This window comes from Rhizobium terrae, from assembly GCF_003425685.1.
GTDB classification, from domain to species: domain Bacteria; phylum Pseudomonadota; class Alphaproteobacteria; order Rhizobiales; family Rhizobiaceae; genus Neorhizobium; species Neorhizobium terrae.
Genome location: NZ_QJKM01000001.1, coordinates 162,495 through 178,824 on the forward strand (window position 1 = coordinate 162,495; position 16,330 = coordinate 178,824).

A 16,330-nucleotide genomic window follows, 5' to 3' on the forward strand; every position below is an offset into this window, starting at 1 on the left:
GCCATGACGGGTTCGAAGATACGTAGTGGCATGACCCGCCTCGTGCCTTATGCCTTCATTCTCCCGCCCATGATCTATCTGATGGTGTTCATGTTCTGGCCGCTGGCGCGGCAGATGTACATGAGTCTCACCAATACCAGGATCATCAATCCCAACCGGGGCCGTTTCATCGGCCTCGGCAACTACGAGCGGCTCTTCGACGATCCGGCGTTCTACCTGTCGCTGAAGGCAACGCTTGTCTATGCAGTGCTCGCGGTGGTCTTCGGCGTCTCGCTCGGCGTCATCTCGGCGCTGGCGATCGACAGGCCGTTCAAGGGCAGGGCGATCGTGCGCGCCATCCTGCTCTTCGGCTGGGCCGTACCGAACGTTGCGGCTTCGCTGATCTGGCTCTGGATGTACAACGACCGTTCCGGCGTCTTCAACCGGATGACGGAGTTCCTCGGCCTCGGGCGGTTTCCGTGGCTGACGAGCACCGAACTGGCGCTCGGCTCCATCCTGGCGGTTACCGTATGGCAGGTGGCACCGTTCGTGATGCTCGTCGTGCTGGCGGCACTGCAGTCCGTGCCGCACGAGGTGAGGGAGGCTGCCCGCATCGACGGAGCCGACGAGCTCAGCACCTTCCGCGCGGTAACGCTGCCGCATATCCGGCCAGCCATCCAGCTCGCATCCCTTCTCGTTTGCGTCTGGTCGATCCGCCGGTTCGACATCATCTATCTGCTCACCGGCGGTGGCCCGGTCGGTACGACCAGCACGCTCGTCGTCAAGATCCGCCAGACCGCTTTCGAGGGCCATGAACTCGGCATGGCGAGCGCTTACGGCGCCGTCGGCCTCGTCCTGGCGCTCGCGATCGCCGCTCTCCATTACGCTGTCGAACAGCGCCGCATGAAGTGGATGTCCCGCTGATGCCGTTCAAGAAACTCACGCTCAAGCTCTTGCGCTATCTGCTGATCGGAGTGCTCGTCGTTCTCGCCGGCTTTCCCGTCTACTGGATGGCGACCACCGCCCTGTCCCTGAATTCCGAACTCTACGGGAGCGGACAGGTCATCTGGCCGCAGGTGCAGAACCTCCCCGAGCTGTGGCGCGAACTCGGCCAGGTGCCGATCGGGTTGTGGCTCTTCAACACGCTGCTGATCGCCGCGGGCGGCACGGTGCTCAGCCTGACGCTCGGTTCGCTGGCGGGTTATGCCCTGAGCCGCTTCCGTTTCCACGGCAGGGGACTTGTCGGCTTTCTTCTGTTCATGACGCAGGTCGTGCCGGAAGCGCTGATCCTCGTGCCGCTTTATGCCATGTTCATCACCTTCGGGTTGCTGAACAGCCTGACCGGTCTGGTGCTCGCCAATGTCGGCTTCTCGCTGCCGGTCGCCTGCTTCGTGCTCAAGGGAGCGATGGATGCGGTTCCCTACGAGATCGAGGAGTCGGCGATCATCGACAATTGCCCACGCTTCGGCGTACTGACGATGATCATCCTGCCGCTGATCATGCCGAGCATCGCTGCGGCGGCGGTGGTCGCGTTCTTCGCAGGCTGGAACGAATTCCTCTTTGCCTCCACCTTCCTGATGGACCGCGAAAACTGGCCCGCCAGCGTCGGCCTCGCCTCGTTCGTCGGGCAGTACGAAACCCCGATGTCGGCGGTCATGGGTGCAGCACTTGTGTTCAGCATCCCGGCCATCGTCTTTTTCCTCCTTATCCAGCGTAAAATCGTCGCCGGCCTGACTGCCGGTGCCGTCAAGGGATAACCCAATGCCCGCTTTGACTTTCAACAACGTCTCGAAGACCTTCGGCGACAACACCGTCATCAAGGCATTCAACGCCGATATCCACGATGGCGAATTTCTCGTCCTGCTCGGCCCTTCTGGCTGCGGCAAGTCGACGCTCCTGCGGATGATCGCGGGCCTGAGCGACATTACCTCCGGAGATCTGCTCTTCGACGGCGATGTCGCCAACGACTGGGAGCCGAAGCAGCGCGGCGTGGCCTTCGTTTTCCAGACCTACGCGCTCTATCCGCATATGACGGTCCGCGAAAACATCGCCTTTCCGCTGGTCATGGATGCCTTCCGCAAATGGTATCACCTGCCGGTCGTCAACATCATCGCCCGGCATCGTCTCATGAAGCGTCAGGATATCGCGGAACGGACGTTGAAAATGGCACGTCAGCTCGAGCTGGAGCCGCTGCTCGACCGCCGTCCCGCAAGCCTTTCCGGCGGCCAGCGGCAGCGGGTCGCGCTCGCCCGCGCGCTTGTCCGCAACCCGTCGCTCTATCTTCTGGACGAGCCGCTTTCCAATCTCGACGCCAAGCTTCGCACCCAGATGCGTTCGGAGATCTCGGCGCTGCACCACAAGGTCGGCAAGACCTTCGTCTACGTCACCCACGATCAGGTGGAAGCCATGACCATGGCGAGCCGCATCATCATCATGGACAAGGGCGTGGTGCAGCAGGTCGATACGCCGGACAACGTCTACGACAATCCGGCCAACACCTTCGTTGCACGGTTCATCGGCTCGCCGCCGATGAACCTCATTCCGGCTTCGCTGCGGGCGGATGGGCTCAGGCTTTCGGGAGAGATTGCCGTCGATCACGCAGCCCCTCTGCCCGGCCGCCGGGAGGCGACGTTCGGCATCCGGCCTGAGAAGCTTGAGCTCAAGGCGGAAGGGGAAGGCCGCCTTCCGGCGCGGGTCGCGGTTGTCGAGCGACTGGGGGCTGAAACGGTCGTCGGATGCCGTCTCGTGACGGCCAGGGGACATGCCGAAGAATTGCTGATCGAGCACGATCTCGTCTTCGTCCGGGTCTCGGGCAATCCGAAAATGCAGATCGGCGAGACCTGTTCCCTGGATTACCGAGCCGAAGACGTCCTGTGGTTCGATATCGACAATGGGCAGCGCCTGTCCTGACAAAGAGAAGAGACATGCAGAATTTCCACGTTTCCGCTACGGGGCATAGCCTCAATTACCTTCCTGAATATGTTGCCGTCTGGCAGGGCTTCTTCGAAGAGGAGGGGCTGAATGTCACGGCAAGCGTGCCCTCGCCCTGGGATCTCGTCCTCAGCGACATCGGTTCCGGCAAGGCCGCGGCGGCGCTCGGCGGCATCTGGGTGCCCTCGATGTTTCATGGGCGCGGCAAGCGTTACGTGCCTTTCGCACAGGTCGCCGCCCGCGCACCGCTGGCGTTCGTCGGCCGCGAGAAGCCGGAGGATTTCGATTGGAAGGCCGTGTCGGGAAAGCTCATTTCCATGAAGGGCAGCAACGGCGCCAGCGTCGGCCTGTTCATGAAGCTGCTGTTGCGCGAGCAGGGAGTCGATCCGCGTGACGTGCGTTTCGTCCAGGATCTGGATGGCAGGATGCTGACCGACCTCTTCGTCGGCGGCATGGGCGATTATCTCGTGATCGACTATCCATCTGCGGTGACGCTCGAAACCGCAGGCGGCGGCTATGTCGTGCAGGCCTTGCCCATCACCGGCGGCAACGTCCCCTGGAGCGTCTACTATACGGACGGCGAGGCAGGCGAAGCGCAACTCGACATGCAGACCCGCTTTGCTCGGGCACTCGGCCGCGGCATGGACTGGATCCTCGCGAACGACGCGGAAAATTATCGTGATTTTCTGGCAAGGACATTTCCGAAATTTGCGCCGGAACTTCTGGTCAGGCTGGCGAATGTCTATCGCGCCAATGGCATGTGGACGACGCCGCGCATAGATCCCGATGCCTATGCCCGCTGGCAGCGGGGCATTTCCGATGGGCATTTGACGAGCGCGCCGATTCCATACGGCGAACTGATCGACAGCCGTCCAACAGCGGACTTCGTCAAGGCCTGACATAAGGCGGAACGGGAAAAGATCATGCGCATTGCGATCATCAATCCCAACACCACCGAGTCCATGACCGTCCGCATCACCGCGGCGGCGCGCAGGGTCGCAAGCCCCGACACGGAGATTGTCGGACGCCAGCCGTCGCTTGGGCCGGATGCCATCGAGGGGCCTTTCGATGGCGCCTTGTCGGTGCCAGGCCTGCTGAAGGAAATTGTCGCCGCCGAAGCTGAGGGCGTCGATGCGCATATCATCGCCTGTTTCGATGACACTGGTCTAGACGCCGCGCGGGCCGTCGCAACCAGGCCGGTGATCGGCATCGGCGAGGCGTCGTTCCATGCGGTGAGCCTCGTCGCGCACAGCTTCTGCGTGGTGACGACCCTGTCGCGTTCCGCGTCGGTGATCGAGGACAATATCCTGCGCTACGGTTTCAGCCAGCGCTGCCGCCGTGTCTTCGCAACGGATATTCCGGTGCTGGACCTGGAGAAACCGGAAAACGGCGCCGGCGAGCGGATCTCCGCCTTCATCCGCGAGGGCATGGAGATCGGAGCGGAAGGGGTGGCTCTCGGCTGCGCCGGCATGACGGAGTTTGCGCAAGACCTTCAGCGCGCCCATGGCATTCCGGTGGTGGATGGCGTCACGGCTGCCGTCGGGCTGGCGGAAACGCTTGTGCGATGCCGCCTTTCCACGTCGAAGTCCGGTGTCTGGGCGCAGCCGACGCGGCGTCACGTCCTTGAAAAATTCTGATTCCTTCAGCGCCCGATGTTCGTCTGCGGCGTTGATACGTCGTCGAGCAGTTTCACCAGCCGATCGATTTTTTCATAGCGCTTCAGGCTCTCCTCGCCCATCGCCGTCGCGACGCTCCAGGCGAGATAGTTGATGATCGTCAGTGCCGCCACGAAAGAGTTGAAGGGGGAGGGGGACTGGCACCTGCAGCGCAGGACATGTTCCGCCGCCTTTGCGCTCGCGGCGGCGCTGAGATCGGTGATCAGCACCGTCACCGCGCCGGCGCCCCGTGCCTCCTTGATGATCGTCGGCAGCAGGCGGGGCCGTCGGCGAAAGGCGATGATCAGCAGCACGTCGCCTTTCGCGATGGAAGCGATTTCGTGGGAATAGCTTGCGCCTCCCGCCGGCAGCACCTGCACATCGTTTTTCATCAGCGTGAAATAATGGGCGGCCTGATGGGCGAGGCCATAGCCGCTGCGCAATCCCATGATCCAGACGCGGCGCGCTTTTACGATCGCGTTGCTGACGTCTTCCAGCGTTTTGTCGGACAGGCCTTCGGCTGTGGTCCTGATGTTGTCGAGATCCATCCGAACCGTCGTCGAAATCGAGACCTTTTCGGAAGGCGCGCGATCCGGATCTGCAAGACCGGCCCGCGGAGAGCCCCAATGCTGGTCGGTGCGGATCTCGCGTTTCGCGTCGGGATAAGTCTTGTAGCCGAGCGTCCGGATCAGGCGCGCTGCCGTCGCCTTCGAGACATGCGCCTTGTCTGCGAGTTCACCGGCCGTGTAGCTGGGAAGTTCCATCTGGTACTGCAGCAGCACGTCGGCCAGACGCTTTTCGGCCGGGGATAACGACGAATAGATCGCATAGATACGGGCTTCGAGCGATCGCGGGCGTTGCACGCCTTCCAGCTTTGTAGCGGATCTCACCAAGCTTCCCTTATTTGCGTTTCTCCTGCGATCTAACCTGGAAAATTATCGGCCGGCAAGTTTTCAACATGGGAACTCGTTCGTATCGCGCGCCTTCGGACGGTCGCCCTATCGGCGCCCGGGGGGATCGGGCAGATGACCGGCACTCGGACGCCTGCCGCCGTGGCGGGATCGCGGCATTTGTTGGCAGGACCGCGAGAGCGGCGGGGCGACTGTCCATGATAGGGATGCATGCATCAGCTATTGCCATGGGCCGATTTGTTGAACCGAAGAGAGACATCGGTTTTCGGCGGCTCTTGGTGGTTCCCCCGGCTAGCAGAAGGAAATAGACGATGCTCTTGGATGATTCCCGCTTTCCGCTTGTCTTCCTGCGTGGGCACGAGGAACCCGACTCCTCCATCGATGAGCAGCTTGAAAGGAACACGCAGCTTGAAAGCCTCCTGGACAGGCAGATGCCGTTCGTCCTGATCGCCGATCACTCTGCCCATGACCACGACGATGAAACACCCGAGGAGCGCAAGGCAAAGGCGCTGTTCTTCAAGCGGATCAAGGACCGGATGAGGAAATACTGCCTCGGGTTGATCGTGATCGAAGGCCGCTCCCCGGTAAATGCCGCTGCGCGGATCGCCGCGGCAGGGGCAAGCAAAGCATTGGGCTTTTCCGTCCAGTTTGTCGCCGACGAGGAGAGCGCTGCAGCGAAAGGCGCGGTCTTGCTTGAAAAACACGCTGCCTGAGGCGTTATATCGAATGGTGTTGCCCTGCACCTGAAAGCGAAACGCCCCCGATCAGGGGTAAGATACGCTGCCATCCGGGTGAAGGTCGGATCGGGATGACATGATGGAGTTTCCGCATATACCTGGCGTCGACGACGTGGATGATGTTCCGCGCCCTGTCTTCAGTCTCGCCGCCGAAGCGGCGTTCGTCGGCGAGACGGAGCCCCATCGCCACAACAAGGCGCAATTGATGTACGTCATCAGCGGGGTCCTGACGGTGCGGGCGGCACGCGGCGTCTGGACGGTCCCGCCGCATTGTGCCTTGTGGATACCGAGCGGCGCTTCCCACGCCGGCAGAGTGGTCGGCCACATCAAGATCGTCAGTCTGTACATCGATCCGACCTTGGTCACTCCGTTCGATCAAGACTGCGGCATCCTGTTCGTGCAGCCCTTTCTCCGCGAACTCATTCTGCGGTTCGATATCGGATCGCCGCCGGTGACCATGGATTGCGACCGCGAGGCGCGGCTCATAGCGGTGCTGCTCGACGAACTGGCCGCGGCACCGCTCGAACCGATCCACCTGCCGATGCCCAACGACAGGCGGCTCCGGCGGCTGACGGAAGCCATGATCGAAAATCCGGGTGTTCGCTTCACCATAGACGAGTGGGGCGCTCGCGTCGGGGCAAGCAATAGGACATTGAGTCGGCTGTTTCAGCGCGAGACCGGCATGTCCTTCGTTCGCTGGAGACAGCAGCTGCATGTCGGCTTGGCGCTGCAGCGTCTTGCGCAAGGCGATCTGGTCACCAACATTGCCGGAGATCTCGGTTACGAGAGCGTCAGTGCGTTCATCTCGATGTTCAGACGAATGCTTGGAACGACGCCTGCGCGTTATTTCGGTGAAACGATCTCCGGCGCCTCGGAGCGCGGTGAACGAAAATTCCTGGCTCGCGGCGACATTGACCATGGCATCGCGCAAGCGGCCGAGACTGCGCCGAATGTCGTCCCGCTGCGCAGATAATCCGGTACGTGAACTGCATCCCCTCATGACGTCTCGTGAGAGGAAAGCGACAGCCTGCTCCCGCCTCATCGGTTCGAGTCAAAGCTTTCCTCGATAAAAGCCGCCCTGCGACCGCGGCGTATCTGGGGAAGCAGGACGAGCAGGCACATGACGGCCGCGATGGACAGCATCGCGATCGAAAGGGGGCTTTGATAGAAGATCGCCAGATCGCCGTTCGAGAGGAGAAGCGCGCGGCGGAAATGTTCTTCCATCAGCGGTCCGAGGATGAAGCCGAGAAGCAGGGGGGCCGCTTCGGCGCGGAAGCGCCAGAACAGGCAGCCGACCAGCGTGAATCCGGCGGCGAAATAGATCGGCAGCAGGCGGTTCTCGATGCTGAACAGTCCCACGCAGCACACCGTGAGAATGATCGGATAGAGGATCCAGTAGTGGACCTGGATCAGCCGCACCCAGAGCGGAATGAGCGGAAGGTTCAGAACCACCAGCATCGCGTTGCCGATCCACATCGACGCGATCAGCCCCCAGAAGACTTCGGGATTGGAGACCATGACATAGGGGCCGGGCGCGATATTGTGCACCATCAAGGCGCCGATCATCAGCGCCATCACGCCGTTGCTCGGGATCCCCAGCGTCAGCATCGGGATGAACGAAGTCTGTGCGCCGGCATTGTTGGCGGCCTCCGGGCCGGCAAGGCCGGCAATCGCGCCGTGGCCGAATTCTTCGGGTCGTTTGGAAAGGCGTTTTTCGACGGCATAGGATGCAAATGAGGAAATCATCGCTCCGCCCCCGGGAAGAAGGCCGAGCACGGATCCGATCGCCGTGCCGCGCATCACTGGAAACGCGGCCTGCCTGGCTTCCCTGCCGTTGACCCAGAGATTGCGCAGCGACGGCGTGGTCACTTCGCGCGTCTGGTCGTCACGGATGTTGGTCACGATATCGGTGAACGCGAAGAGGCCCATCGCCACTGCGACGAACTCGATCCCTTCGGTCAGGGAAAAGGAGCCGAATGTGAAACGGTACGTGCCGCTGTTCACGTCGGCGCCGACGAGGCCGAGGATCAGCCCCGTCAGGACCATCGCCACGCCTTTGATGAACGAGCCGTGGGCAAGAAGCGTCGCGGCGGTCAGCCCGAGCACCATCATCGCGAAATATTCGACGGGGCCGAAGAGGAACGCGACTTCCGCCAGGATCGGGGAAAACGCGGCGATCAGCATCGTCGCGACCGTCCCGGCAAAAAAGGACCCCAGCGCGGCGATGGCCAGCGCCGCGCCGGCGCGGCCCTTGCGCGCCATCTGATGGCCGTCGAGACACGACACCACCGAGGAGGATTCGCCCGGCAGGTTGACGAGGATCGCCGTCGTGGAGCCTCCATATTGAGCGCCGTAATAGATGCCGGAGATCATGATCAGACCGGTGACCGGCTCCAGCGCATAGGTCAGCGGCAGCAGCATGGCGATCGTCGCCAGCGGGCCGAGCCCCGGCAGGATGCCGATGGCGGTGCCGACCAGCACGCCAACGAAGCAGAAAATGAGATTGTTCAGCGAGAGGGCCGCTTCGAAACCGAGGCCAAGATTGTTCAGGAAGTCCATGGGCTCAGACCGCGATCATGGGCACGGCAATGCCGAGGAAATGGATGAAGACCACGTAGCAGAAGAGCAGGAGCCCGATGCTGAGCGCGATCGCGCGTTTGATGGTGAAATGGTCGGAAGCCCATAATGCGATGAAGACTTGCGCCGGCACCGCGGCGACAAGGCCCACCGACAGAAGAAGAAAGGCGAAAGCCAGCAGCGATACGGTGATCAGCATCGCCGGTTTCCATGGCAGGTTTTTCGCAGCCTCGCCGCCGCCGCGCATACCCTTCACCAGGATCGCCAGGCCAAGGATTGTCAGCATGACGCCGAGGATCAGGGGGAACATGCCCGGACCCATCGCGGCGACGGTGCCCATCTGGTATTGCAGAGACAATGCCGCGGTCAGGCATCCGAAGAGCGTGAAAAACAGACCCGCTTCGACATCTGCCTTGTTGTTGAGCCTTGAAGACACCTTGAACCTCCCGGCGTCCATGCGATGACCTTGGTTCGATCCGCCGCCCGGTGCATGACGCGCAGGACGCCGGATCGATAATCGCGACATTGCGAAACCTTATTCGGGCTTCAGCCCGATGCTTTCGATGATCGTCTTGCTGGTCGCCATTTCCTTGACCAGGTAATCCTTCGCCTCGGCCGAATTGCTGGCTATACCCGTGATATTCTGGCCGGCCAGCCGGTCTTTGACCTCCTGCTCCGCGAAGATCTCTTTCAGCGCGCCGTTGAGCTTGTCCGTCACGGCGGTGGGCGTACCTGCGGGCGCGACCAGGGCCAGCCAGTTCTGATACTCGAAGCCCGGAAGCGTATCGGCGATCGCGGGGATCTTTTCGCTGCCCAGCGGTCCGGTGCCGGTATGGGCAAAGGCCTTCATCTTTCCGCTTTCGGCGAAGGGCCGCACGGTCTCGTAGCCGGAAAAGACCATGTCGACGAAGCCGCCCGCGACATTGTTCAGGCTGTCGCCGGCGCCCTTGAACGGGATTTCGCGGATTTGGATACCGGCGCTCTTGTTAAGAAGGCCGAGCGCCAATTGGGCGCCCGCACCGCGGCCGGACGTGCCTGCGGTCAGCTTGCCCGGATTGGCCTTGGCGTAATCGATGAGCTCCCGCATGGTTTTGAACGGCAGGTTGCTGCGTACGCCAAGCACGAACGGATAGGCGGTCAGAATGGAGACGGGGACGAAGGATTCCGGCGTTTTGTAAGGCAGTTTGGCATAGAGAAAAGGATTGTTGGCGATGGCACCCGTGACGACCAGCAGGGTGTGGCCGTCGGGAGCGGAATCGGCAAGCAGGGCCGTTCCGATGACTGAATTGCTGCCTGCATGGTTCTCCTTGACCACCGGTTGGCCGAATTTCTTGGCCAGCTTGTCCGAGAATACCGCAGCGACCGCGTCGGTTCCGCCGCCCGGGGCGTAGGGGATGATGAGTTTGATCGGCTTTGTCGGATAGGACGCGTTCTGGGCGAGGGCGCCGGTCATCGATATGGCCGATGTCACTGCCATGGTGGCGGCCAGCGCCAAGGTGCGGATAATCTGTCCCATTCCCTCTCCTCCTCGAATGGATTTCTTTCTCTTTCCTGCAGCTTGGGCGGCAGGCGCGCCTCCAAGCGTGACCTGCGCTGCAGTGACCTCTCCCTGATGTCCGGCGAGCTTTGCGACGGGCATGTGAAGGATAGACTAGCGAAGCGAGACAACGTTGTCTATAGTGTTTTGACGGCCTTCGAGCTATCGGGTAGACCCTGATGGTTCGCGATGCATCGCATGGAGCCGCGGCGGCCAAAACACGGGTAGGACAGTGAGCAACGCCCCTGACGAGAAAGACACGAAAAATCCGACGCTGGTCGACGTGGCGAAAACGGCGGGAGTTTCCCTCAGCACGGCCGCCCGCGTGTTGCGCAATTCCACCTATTCGGTGGACCCGAAGCTCAAGGAAAGGGTGAATGCCGCAGCGAAAGCCGTAGGCTACGTTCCCAATCTCGTGGCGCGGAGGCTACGAGGCGGCAGGCAGGGCGTCGTCGGCTTGGTGATCGGCGACATGCTGGATGCGCATTACGGGATGATCGCGGAAAGCGTGACGAAACGGGCAGAGACGGCGCACTCCACCTTCGCGATCGTCTGTAACATGCAGCGCGATCCGCTGCTCGAAATCAAATACCTGCGCAAACTCCTGGAATATCGGGTGGACGGCATCATCCTTGCCGGCGGCGGGTTTGACCAATGGACCCATCAAGAGGCTCTGGCGGAGACGATAGACGAGCTGAAAAGGTCGGGCACGGTCGTGGCATCCCTCATGCCACGCAATATAGAAGTCCCTGTTTTTTCAGCGGATAATGAAGCCATCGGAATTACCAAGGCGAAGTTCATCGTCGAAAACGGACACACCAGGATCGGCATTCTGCTGGGGCCGGCGCGGAACGACATGACCAAGCAGCGGATGCAGGCGATGACCAGCTACCTGTCGGGTCACATGGTGGATTACGCGATCGCCAACATCGATTCGACGCCGGAAGCCGGCGCCCGAGGCGCTGCCGAAATGCTCGCCCGCAATCCGGATTTCAGCGCGTTGATCTGCGGTTCGGATGCGATTGCCTTCGGCGCAGTAAGCTACCTTCGCGGGGAAGGCATCGACATTCCGGGGCGAATTTCCGTGATGGGGCTTGGCAATACGCGGCTTGCGACGTTGTGCACGCCGCGGCTGACGACGGTGGAAATGAATTTCGACAAGGCAGGCAGCGCGGCGCTGGACTTCATCGCGTCGCCCGCGGCCTCGACCGCCGATGCATCCGGAGAGATCATTCCTCATTCGCTTGTCATCGGTGAATCCTTCGTCCGCCTCGGTGGCGCCGAGGAGCCTCGAAACGAGGCCGCCGACTACCCGGGGATCGCCAGGGCGTGAAATCTTTCGCTGCTCTTGACAGCGGTAACAACTCTGCTTAGCAATTGAGACAACGTTGTCTAAGCCGGTAATTCCTCGCAGATGTCGTCAACTTCCTTGAAAGCGGCTGCCATAGGCGGTGCAATGGTCTCCCCCAAGGCAATCGCCGTCGCAGGGGCTTCCGACATCGAGGGCGGCAATTATTACGGCGCGCGGGTGCTTGCGAACCTCGTCGAGGGCGGGTCGCGTGCGAGGATCTATCCGATCAATCCGAGGTTGGCGGGTTCCGAATTGCTCGGCCTGCCTGTCTTCGCTTCCCTGTCGGACCTGCCGTCGCCTCCCGACATGGTGTTCGTGGTGACACCCATCAAATTCGTCATCCCCACGCTGGAGGAGGCGGCTCGGCTGGGCGTTGCCACCAGCGTCGTGGTGACGGCCGAAAGCGGCAGCGAAAGCGAGCGGCACAGTTTCCGCGAGCGGATTTCCGGACTTGCGCGGACCTCTCGCATGCGGATCATCGGGCCGAATTCCATGGGGGTCATGAACGGCACTCTCAGCCTCAACGGAAGTTTCGCATCCGGCACGGTCGGAGGGCGCGTGCCGCCCGGCGACATTGCCTGCCTTTCCCAGAGCGGGGCGACGCTTTCGACGATGCTCCAATGGTTCGGTCAGTCCAGGGTCGGGTTCTCATGGCTCGTCAGCACCGGGGACGAGAGCGCAACGGGCATCGAGGAACTGATGCAGGCGATGGTCGACGACGACGACGTCCGCTCGATCATGCTGTTCCTGGAAGGCGTCGGCGATGGTCGGGCATTCCGGCGGGCGGCGTTGGCGGCCCGGATGGCAGGCAAGCCTGTGACGATGCTGCAGGTCGGAAAATCCGACAAGGGGCGCGAGGCGGTCCAGTCCCATACCGGCCGGGTGGCCGGGACGAAGGAGGTCTTCGAGGCCGTGGCGCGGGAGACCGGCATTATCGAGACGGAAAGTTTCGTGGAGTTTTTCGGCACCGCGCGCACCATGGCGCAGTGCCCGCAGCGGCGAGGCAATCTGCCCCGCAACCGGCGCGCAGCCATAGTGACGGTTTCCGGTGGCGCCGCGTCGCTTGGCGCAGACCAGATCGAGGCGTTGGGCTGGCAGCTGCCGGAATTCTCGCCGCAACTGGTCGCGGCGATAGCCGAGGCGACGGGGCAGGACGGCGTCCGCAATCCCGCCGATTTCGGTGGGACGTGGCGGAACACGGACAAGATGCGGCGCGCGATCGCGGCGATTGCGACGGATGACGGCATCGATACCATCTTTCTGTCCATGGGTGCGGGCGGCGTCTTTGCTGAAGGCGTGGCGCGGGCGATCGTCGCGGCGGCCGAGACGATCACCCAGGACGTCTTCGTCTCGTGGGTCGGAATGTCGGAGGCGGTGAAGGCGGTCTTCGATGATGCCGGCATCCCGGTTTTCGCCGATTTTCCGCTTGCCGTCCGCGCCGGGAAAGCCTGTGCTAGATTTTCGGAGAGCCAGGCGGACCGCGAGGAGGCCGAGCGTTTGCTGGCCCTTCTCGACGCGCCGACGGAACGCGGTTCGATGGCGCCGGCTTCCGCGGCGTCGTTCTGGACCGTGACGGAAGCCCTCGAAGACCTGCGTCAAGCGGGTCTGCCCTGCGCTCCCTTCGACGTTGCCGCGACACTCGATCCGAAAAATGTTGCCGACCGCGCCGAAAAGATCGGCTTTTCCGTCGTACTGAAGCTCAGTTCAGCCGATCTGAACCATAAATCCGATGATGGCGGCGTTGCGATACGCCTGACCGACCGGCAGGCCGTCGAAGCGTCCGTGGAAACATTCATCGGGATCGCTTCGCGCAGGAAATTGAGGGGCGCCGCCGTTCTGGTGCAGAAGATGGTGCAGGGTGTCGAGATCCTCGTCGGGATGAAGCGCGATCCGTCATTCGGCCCGGTCCTGGTGGTCGGCCTCGGAGGCACCCTGGCTGAATTGCATGGCGAAATCGCCGCAACCGTGCTCCCCACCACGCCGTCGATGCTGCGCAGGCTTCTGGCGCGAAACAGCCGGCTGAACATGCTGCTCGACGGATATCGCGGCCAGCCTGCCGTCGATCGCGAAGCATTGGTTTCGTTCCTTGCGGATTTTGCAGACTGGGTTCTGAGCAAGGGAGATGGATTGCAGGAGGTGGATCTGAACCCGGTCATGGTGTCGGGCGGGCGCATATCGATCGTCGATGCGCGGGCCGTCTGGCGTTGAGATAAGCGAGGCGAGGGGAGGAAAGAGATGTTCGGGGGAGTGAACAAGGCTTGCGTCACGGGGGTCGGCAATACCGAATACCGTAGGAAGATAGATCGGCCGGCCGACGTTCTGGCGGTGGAGGCCGTTCTGGCGGCCGCGGCGGACGCCGGGATAGAGCCGGGGGAGATCGACGGCATCATCCCCTATCCGGGTCATGTCGGCGACGACGTGATCCAGGCGGAACTTTCCCTGAGCATACGCTTCCGGGCCACGATCGACATGGGAGGCTGTGGCGCCGTTTCCGGCCTCGGGCTTGCCTCGATGGCAGTGTTGAGCGGCGCCGCCAGGCACGTACTGCTCTTTCGTGGCCTCAAGGGCAGTTCGGGGGCCCGCAAGGCGGATCGCCCCTCTTTCCTTCCCGGACAGCCTTTTCGCCGCCATCTCGAATATGTGTACGGCATGAATACGCCGGCTCAGCGCTATGCGGTCCTCTGCCAGCGATACAGGCACGAATATGGCCTCGACCGGCGCACGCTCGGCGAAATCGCGATCGCCGCCCGGGCTCACGCCAATCTCAATCCAAATGCCCAGATGCATGGGCGCGAGCTGACGATGGAGGAATATCTCGCCGGCCGCCTGATCGCGGACCCTTATACCCTCTACGACTGCTGCCTGGAAACCGACGGGGCGAGCGCGATCATCGTTTCCGCCCGCAACGGGGCGCGGGATATCCGCATCCTTTCCGTTGCGGAGGCTCAGGGCGTCTCGCCGGACGACACCTCGAACCGCGAGCCGTTCATGGACATCGGCCTGACTTATGCCGCCAACCGGGTATGGAACGATCTCGGCATGGGTCCGGAGGATATGGATGCGGCCATGATCTACGACTGCTTCACGTTCGAGCTGCTGCATCAGCTTGAGGAGGCGGGATTTGCGGGGCATGGGAAGGCAGCGGCCCTGATTGCGGACGGTGGCATCCGGCTCGGCGGCAAACTCCCGGTCAATCCGCATGGCGGGATGCTGTCGGAGGCGCATCAGGCCGGCCTCAACCACGTCGTCGAGGCCGTCCGGCAGCTGCGCGGGGAATGCGGCGTCCGTCAGGTCGAGAATGCCCGTCTCATCGCCGTGAGCGGGTGGGGACAGCTGGGCGACGGAAGTTTCGCCGTTTTGGGAGGACGGAATGTTTGAGCTCGACCAGATACAGGTGCCGGACCTCACCGATCCGAACTTCATACCCTTCTGGGAAGGCACGCGCGAACATCAATTGAGGATCCAGAAGTGCTGCGATTGCCAGATGCATCGCTGGCCGCCGCGCATCACCTGCCGGAGCTGCCATTCGACGGAGGTCGAATGGGTGAGCGTCGAACCGAAGGGAACGCTCTTCACCTACACGATCGTTGGCCGCCCCACGGCCAAGGGGTTTTCCTCGGTGCCGTATACGGTCGGTTTCGTCACGCTCGACGCGGTTTCGAACGTGCGCATCATCGGCAATGTCGTCGATGTCGATCCTTCCGTGATCCGGATCGGCATGGCCCTCGAGGGGCATTTCGTGACCGCCGGGCCGAATGGCGAAATGACGCTTATCCATTGGTCGCCGGCGGAGAACGGCGCATAACGGATCTGACTGGCGAGGGAGGATGCAATGGACGGATTGCTTTACAGCAAGGTCGAGGATCGGGGACGCGTCAGGATCGTCACCATCAACCGGCCGGAGGTGGCGAACGCGCTCAATCGCGAGGCCAGCCACGAACTCGAAGCGGTCTGGAACGATTTCGCCGCCAATGACGACCTCTGGGTCGGCATCATAACGGGGGCAGGTGACCGGGCTTTTTCGGCCGGCAACGATCTGAAGGCGCAGGCCGCCGGCAAGCGCGGTCCGCGGCCGCATACGGGCTTCGGCGGGCTGGCGATGCGCTGCGATCTGACTAAGCCGGTCATCGCCGCGGTGAACGGCCTGGCGCTCGGCGGCGGTTTCGAACTGGCGCTCGCCTGCGACCTGATCGTCGCTTCGGAAAACGCCTATTTCGGCCTGCCGGAAGGCAAGGTGGGGATGATGGCCTCCGGTGGCGGCGTGCAGCGTCTGCCGCGCATCATTGCCCAGAAGGAGGCGCTCGGCATCATCCTGACCGGTCGCCGGGTGCCGGCGGAGGAGGGGCGGCGGCTCGGTTTCGTCAACGAGGTCGTCCCGCAGGGCAAGGCGCTGGATGCGGCTCTCGCCTGGGCGGAGCAGATTCTTGAATTGGCTCCGATCGCGGTCCGCGCTGCAAAGGAGGCCGTGTACGCAAGCCTCGACAAGCCCTGCCTCGAAGAGGCGATCCGGGCGACCTACCCGATCCATTCGACGCTGAACGCAACGGAGGATTTTCTCGAAGGCCCCCGGGCATTCGCCGAAAAACGGAAGCCGGTCTGGAAAAACCGGTAAATTTCGGGGCCGTTGTCCGGCAACAGCTGTTGCGGGGCTT

The 16,330-nt window shown here is 62.5% G+C and carries 16 protein-coding genes; 12 read left to right on the forward strand and 4 right to left on the reverse strand.

Features of this window, described 5'->3' with window-relative positions; all coding sequences use genetic code 11:
* Positions 1 to 3 precede the first annotated feature (3 nt).
* Genes DMO26_RS00670 through DMO26_RS00690 form a run of 5 tightly spaced genes read left to right on the forward strand, consistent with a single transcriptional unit; the run spans position 4 to position 4,547 of the window.
* Positions 4 to 903, forward strand: a complete 900-nt coding sequence (locus tag DMO26_RS00670) for a carbohydrate ABC transporter permease (protein ID WP_117190097.1) — start codon at positions 4 to 6, stop codon at positions 901 to 903.
* Entirely contained in the window at positions 903 to 1,736 is an 834-nt protein-coding gene (locus tag DMO26_RS00675; RefSeq protein ID WP_117190098.1) for a carbohydrate ABC transporter permease, read from the forward strand. The genes DMO26_RS00670 and DMO26_RS00675 overlap by 1 nt, the downstream gene beginning before the upstream one ends.
* Before the next feature lie 4 nt (positions 1,737 to 1,740).
* The gene (locus tag DMO26_RS00680; protein WP_117190099.1) at positions 1,741 to 2,889 is read left to right on the forward strand and encodes an ABC transporter ATP-binding protein; all 1,149 of its coding nucleotides are present in this window, start codon (positions 1,741 to 1,743) and stop codon (positions 2,887 to 2,889) included.
* Positions 2,890 to 2,903: 14 nt separating this feature from the next.
* Entirely contained in the window at positions 2,904 to 3,809 is a 906-nt protein-coding gene (locus DMO26_RS00685) for an ABC transporter substrate-binding protein (protein ID WP_117190100.1), read from the forward strand.
* 24 nt (positions 3,810 to 3,833) lie between these two features.
* Positions 3,834 to 4,547: an aspartate/glutamate racemase family protein gene (locus DMO26_RS00690; RefSeq protein WP_117190101.1), complete on the forward strand. Its 714-nt coding sequence runs from the start codon at positions 3,834 to 3,836 to the stop codon at positions 4,545 to 4,547.
* A gap of 5 nt (positions 4,548 to 4,552) precedes the next feature.
* Here DMO26_RS00690 and DMO26_RS00695 read toward each other — a convergent pair whose 3' ends face one another.
* Positions 4,553 to 5,455, reverse strand: coding sequence for a MurR/RpiR family transcriptional regulator (locus tag DMO26_RS00695; RefSeq protein ID WP_117190494.1), 903 nt, complete (start codon positions 5,453 to 5,455; stop codon positions 4,553 to 4,555).
* A gap of 332 nt (positions 5,456 to 5,787) precedes the next feature.
* Between DMO26_RS00695 and DMO26_RS00700 the strand changes: the two genes are divergently transcribed.
* The gene (locus DMO26_RS00700; RefSeq protein WP_117190102.1) at positions 5,788 to 6,189 is read left to right on the forward strand and encodes a hypothetical protein; all 402 of its coding nucleotides are present in this window, start codon (positions 5,788 to 5,790) and stop codon (positions 6,187 to 6,189) included.
* 100 nt (positions 6,190 to 6,289) lie between these two features.
* Positions 6,290 to 7,186 (forward strand): AraC family transcriptional regulator, encoded by an 897-nt coding sequence (locus DMO26_RS00705; protein WP_319025385.1) that lies wholly within the window; start codon positions 6,290 to 6,292, stop codon positions 7,184 to 7,186.
* A gap of 65 nt (positions 7,187 to 7,251) precedes the next feature.
* Here DMO26_RS00705 and DMO26_RS00710 read toward each other — a convergent pair whose 3' ends face one another.
* The 3 genes from DMO26_RS00710 to DMO26_RS00720 all read right to left on the reverse strand — a co-directional run bounded on the left by DMO26_RS00710 (position 7,252) and on the right by DMO26_RS00720 (position 10,306).
* Positions 7,252 to 8,772, reverse strand: coding sequence for a tripartite tricarboxylate transporter permease (locus DMO26_RS00710; protein WP_117190104.1), 1,521 nt, complete (start codon positions 8,770 to 8,772; stop codon positions 7,252 to 7,254).
* A 4-nt stretch (positions 8,773 to 8,776) separates the two neighbouring features.
* A complete protein-coding gene (locus DMO26_RS00715; protein ID WP_162894657.1) occupies positions 8,777 to 9,226 on the reverse strand; it encodes a tripartite tricarboxylate transporter TctB family protein in 450 nt (149 codons plus the stop codon).
* Between the two features lie 99 nt (positions 9,227 to 9,325).
* Complete coding sequence (locus DMO26_RS00720; protein WP_162894658.1) at positions 9,326 to 10,306, reverse strand: Bug family tripartite tricarboxylate transporter substrate binding protein; 981 nt, start codon at positions 10,304 to 10,306, stop codon at positions 9,326 to 9,328.
* A 253-nt stretch (positions 10,307 to 10,559) separates the two neighbouring features.
* On the opposite strand from DMO26_RS00720, the gene DMO26_RS00725 reads away from it, so the two are divergent.
* The 5 genes from DMO26_RS00725 (at position 10,560) to DMO26_RS00745 (ending at position 16,290) form a co-directional block, all read left to right on the forward strand.
* Positions 10,560 to 11,660 (forward strand): LacI family DNA-binding transcriptional regulator, encoded by a 1,101-nt coding sequence (locus DMO26_RS00725; RefSeq protein ID WP_117190107.1) that lies wholly within the window; start codon positions 10,560 to 10,562, stop codon positions 11,658 to 11,660.
* Between the two features lie 123 nt (positions 11,661 to 11,783).
* Entirely contained in the window at positions 11,784 to 13,886 is a 2,103-nt protein-coding gene (locus DMO26_RS00730; RefSeq protein ID WP_162894659.1) for an acetate--CoA ligase family protein, read from the forward strand.
* Between the two features lie 27 nt (positions 13,887 to 13,913).
* A complete protein-coding gene (locus DMO26_RS00735) occupies positions 13,914 to 15,056 on the forward strand; it encodes a thiolase C-terminal domain-containing protein (protein WP_117190109.1) in 1,143 nt (380 codons plus the stop codon).
* Positions 15,049 to 15,483: a Zn-ribbon domain-containing OB-fold protein gene (locus DMO26_RS00740; RefSeq protein ID WP_117190110.1), complete on the forward strand. Its 435-nt coding sequence runs from the start codon at positions 15,049 to 15,051 to the stop codon at positions 15,481 to 15,483. The genes DMO26_RS00735 and DMO26_RS00740 overlap by 8 nt, the downstream gene beginning before the upstream one ends.
* Before the next feature lie 27 nt (positions 15,484 to 15,510).
* Positions 15,511 to 16,290 carry an enoyl-CoA hydratase-related protein gene (locus DMO26_RS00745; RefSeq protein ID WP_117190111.1) on the forward strand — a complete coding sequence of 260 codons (780 nt, stop codon included), beginning with the start codon at positions 15,511 to 15,513 and terminating at the stop codon, positions 16,288 to 16,290.
* Positions 16,291 to 16,330 lie beyond the last annotated feature (40 nt).